Here is a 3,603-nt window from a genome sequence, read left to right as displayed (position 1 = left end):
GCTTTGCCTAAGGTGAGTAAATCAGTTTCTGTATTCTTGTGATTAGAAACTGCGTCTATACGGTCGCCTTGCACCACTGTATTATTTTTAATTCTGTTGATAATCTTCGGGATAAAAATGATTCCAAAAATCAACACTATAAATGAAAGTCCTATGTAAGATTTGTTCTTCATCCTAGATTTTTCTATTTGCGTTATTGCGTTTCAAAGCCAAACGATATTCAGCCAGTATAATTTTAACATCATCCATCATATCATTGTGTAAATCAGAGGCTGAAGTGGTATTATACCCTTCTTTATACTCCGGTTCGCCTTGTTCGCTTTTGCCTTTTCTGCCGCGCAGGTTTCTCTTTTTGTCGATGATGTAAACATAAGGAGTACCGGCTTTTTCATCTAACTTTCCGAGTAGTTTAAGATTTTTGTGGTAAGCTTCAATGGCTTCGGGTGCAGCAAAAACAAAATGATATCCGGACACATTGGTGATCTTTCCTAACTCTTTTAAAAGTTTTTCGGCTTGTTGCTGACTGCCATCAGGGGCAACAAAAACCATTTGAAAATCTTTAAACTCAAGGTATTTGTTGTAAATTTTTTGATTCAGCGTAAAGAAGTTTCCGCTGTTAGTCATTATATCTTGCCCGGGAAAACCTAGAATAGTTATTTTATTGTTTAAGGTTACCTTTTCCCCTTTTAAAGAAGTCCATTCCGAATTAATATCGGGAATACCGGCTGTAATTGTAGGCAAGGTAATAAAACTATTGACCCCGGAAGCAAAGAAAAGATAAGCAACTATGGGCAAGATAAACAGAACGAAAAGGACGAGATTCTTTTTCATGTTTGAACTAAAATAATAGCATTACAAAAATAAAAAAAGGTACGCAATGCGTACCCTTTTTTTTGAATTAAAATAGTGTTAAAAATTCCATTTAATGGTAGAATTTTTAAAAACCTCATATACATAATCTGCTTCAACTAACAGGATGAAAACAAGGTATAAAACAAGGAATATTACTGTTGCTACAACAGCCCATCGCAAACTGCTTTTTTCACCTTCCATGTGCATGAAAGCCCAAACAATATAGTAAGCTTTGTATAATGTTAAAATGATGAAAATCCAGTTAAGCAAGTTCATGCTTAAAAAATTATTCATGAATAAAACTTCAGGTCTTACAATCCCAAGAGCAACTTCAACTATAGTTACTATAGACAATAAGATAAAAACTTTCCAAATTCTGGATGTATTGGATACATGTTCGTGTGCGTGTGACATAATATACTATGTATTACAGTGATTAAACTAAGTAGAAGAAGGTAAATACGAATACCCAAACTAAATCAACGAAGTGCCAATAAAGCCCAACTTTTTCTACCATTTCATAATTCTTTCTTCTTTCGTAAGTTCCTAAAAGAACATTGAAATAAATAATAATGTTGATGATTACTCCGGAGAAAACGTGGAATCCGTGGAATCCGGTAATAAAGAAAAAGAAATCGGCAAACAATTTACTTCCGTATTCATTTCTTTCTAGATTAGCCCCTTCAACCACCAAATAGGCATTAGCCACCATAGCTTCGGAAGCTTCTCTGGTTAAAATTTCACGGTGTTTGTTTTTGTTTAAGCCTTGTTGTAAATCTTTGTTAGCCTTATCTTCTGGAGTATCTCTGTAAATTTTTTCAGTTCTTACCAATAAATCAGGGTGTGCTTTGAAACCGGCTTGCACTTCTGCTACTGAATAAGTTGGCAATGCTGATTCTCCTTCGAACCAAATACCATTACTTCTTTTGTGTTGCTCTCTTGCTTCCGGTAAAACCGCAGCAAACTCTTCTAATTTAACTCTTTTACCGGTTTTATCAACGAATTGAATGATACTTCCTCCTTTAGTTTCGATAGCACCATATTCTCCTTTGATGAAGTTTTTCCATTCCCATGCTTGAGAACCAACGAAAATTAAACCTCCGATGATAGTCAGCAACATGTAGAAAGCCACTTTTTTCTGCTTCATTTGGTGTCCGGCATCAACAGCTAAAACCATAGTAACAGAAGAAAAAATCAAGATAAACGTCATTAATGCTACGTAATACATCGGAGCATCTACGCCGTGCATGAACGGAAAGTGAGTAAATACCTCATCGGCTATAGGCCAATTGTCAATAAATTTAAATCTTGAAAATCCGTAAGCAGCAAGGAAACCCGAGAATGTCAAGGCATCCGATACGATAAAAAACCACATCATCAATTTACCATAACTGGCACCCATTGGCTCGTTTCCGCCACCCCAAGTATTTTCGTTTGTATTTGCAGTAGTAACTGTAGCTCCCATAAAAGTTATTAGTTAAAAAGTTCCCAAATTTAGATTTTTTTTCTTATTTAAAGAAATATAAAAATAAAAACAAACAAATCCACAAGAAATCGAGAAAGTGCCAATACATCGCACCTAGCTCAATGCCAAGGAATTGAGTTGAATTGTATTTTTGTTTAAAATGATTATAAATTATGATTAAAAGCGAAATAATTCCTCCGGCAAGGTGCGCCATGTGTACCACAGCAATCACGTAAAGAAAAGTGGTAGCAATGTTACTCTCCGGTCCGGTAAAGTAATACCCTTGCTCAATCAGTTGGCCAAAGCCAGCAAACTGCAAAGCCACAAACGCTATTCCTAATCCTAAAGTGGCTAAAAGCAAACTTGAAACCAAACTTCTGTTGTCTTTTTGAATGGCCTTTTGCGCCAAGTGAAATGTCACACTGCAAAGCACTATAGCCAAAGTGCTAAAATAAAAAGCGGAAGGAAATTGAAAATCTTTCATCCAATCTTCTCTCGACTTACTCACTACAAAAGCACTGGTAATTCCGGCAAACATCATGGTCATACTGGCCATAGCAAACCACAACAGTAATTTTTGGGAACGTGCCTTTCTGGCTTGGTGTTCGTCTATCGACATAATTGTTGCCATAACTATCTTAAAAATTTATCTGTTATATAAACTATTTGTAACAACGTAATATAAGAAACACTAACCAACATTAGCGTTCTGGCGGCTTTAGCTGTTCTCAATTGGTATAATTTGATGGCGTAAAAAATAACCCAAAGCCCTAACAAAAATACTAATCCTGCCGCAATCGGCGAAAGGAATAACTTTCCGGTATAACCCAAACAAGGCAACAAAGACGCCACTAACAACCAAACCGAATACAATATGGTTTGCAAGGCTGTTGACGAATCTTTCTTACCGGTAGGCAACATAAAAAATCCGGCCTTTTCATAATCCTCATACAAAAACCATCCAATGGCCCAAAAATGAGGAAACTGCCAAAAAAACTGTATCAAGAAAAGCGTTCCCGCCTCAATCCCAAAATGATTCGTAGCAGCCACCCAACCTAACATAAAGGGAATCGCTCCCGGAAATGCACCTACAAAAACCGATAGCGGAGTAACCGTTTTCAAAGGCGTGTAAACACTGGTGTATAAAAAAATGGAAATAGCACCAAACATGGCAGACTTCGGATTAATCAGATACAACAAAACCAAACCAACTATTGTTAGCAAACTGGCTGCAAACAATGCGCGATTCGGCGCCATTCTGCCTGATGCCACAGGACGGTTTTTGG

The 3,603-nt window shown here is 36.8% G+C and carries 5 protein-coding genes; all 5 read right to left on the bottom strand.

All coding sequences use genetic code 11. From position 1 onward, the window contains the following. Window positions 1–174: 174 nt before the first annotated feature. Window positions 175–831: an SPOR domain-containing protein gene (locus tag ACIQ32_RS11450; RefSeq protein WP_396195823.1), complete on the bottom strand. Its 657-nt coding sequence runs from the start codon at window positions 829–831 to the stop codon at window positions 175–177. A 78-nt stretch (window positions 832–909) separates the two neighbouring features. Beyond that, window positions 910–1,266 (bottom strand): cytochrome C oxidase subunit IV family protein, encoded by a 357-nt coding sequence (locus ACIQ32_RS11445; protein ID WP_396195822.1) that lies wholly within the window; start codon window positions 1,264–1,266, stop codon window positions 910–912. A 22-nt stretch (window positions 1,267–1,288) separates the two neighbouring features. Further along, a complete protein-coding gene (locus ACIQ32_RS11440) occupies window positions 1,289–2,317 on the bottom strand; it encodes a cytochrome c oxidase subunit 3 (protein ID WP_396195821.1) in 1,029 nt (342 codons plus the stop codon). A 43-nt stretch (window positions 2,318–2,360) separates the two neighbouring features. Then, window positions 2,361–2,948 carry a heme-copper oxidase subunit III gene (locus ACIQ32_RS11435; RefSeq protein WP_396195820.1) on the bottom strand — a complete coding sequence of 196 codons (588 nt, stop codon included), beginning with the start codon at window positions 2,946–2,948 and terminating at the stop codon, window positions 2,361–2,363. A gap of 2 nt (window positions 2,949–2,950) precedes the next feature. Continuing rightward, a partial coding sequence (locus ACIQ32_RS11430) for a protoheme IX farnesyltransferase (RefSeq protein ID WP_396195819.1) occupies window positions 2,951–3,603 on the bottom strand: 653 nt, incomplete at its 5' end.

Origin of the sequence: Flavobacterium sp. (genome assembly GCF_044373165.1) — a bacterium.
Lineage (GTDB): Bacteria > Bacteroidota > Bacteroidia > Flavobacteriales > Flavobacteriaceae > Flavobacterium.
This window is presented reverse-complemented; position numbering and strand designations above follow the sequence as displayed.

Bases quoted from the DNA above. Each gene is read 5' to 3' on its own strand.
- ACIQ32_RS11440 (WP_396195821.1), bottom strand. From the start codon at position 2,317: ATGGGAGCTACAGTTACTACTGCAAATACAAACGAAAATACTTGGGGT.
- ACIQ32_RS11445 (WP_396195822.1), bottom strand. From the start codon at position 1,266: ATGTCACACGCACACGAACATGTATCCAATACATCCAGAATTTGGAAA.
- ACIQ32_RS11435 (WP_396195820.1), bottom strand. From the start codon at position 2,948: ATGGCAACAATTATGTCGATAGACGAACACCAAGCCAGAAAGGCACGT.
- ACIQ32_RS11450 (WP_396195823.1), bottom strand. From the start codon at position 831: ATGAAAAAGAATCTCGTCCTTTTCGTTCTGTTTATCTTGCCCATAGTT.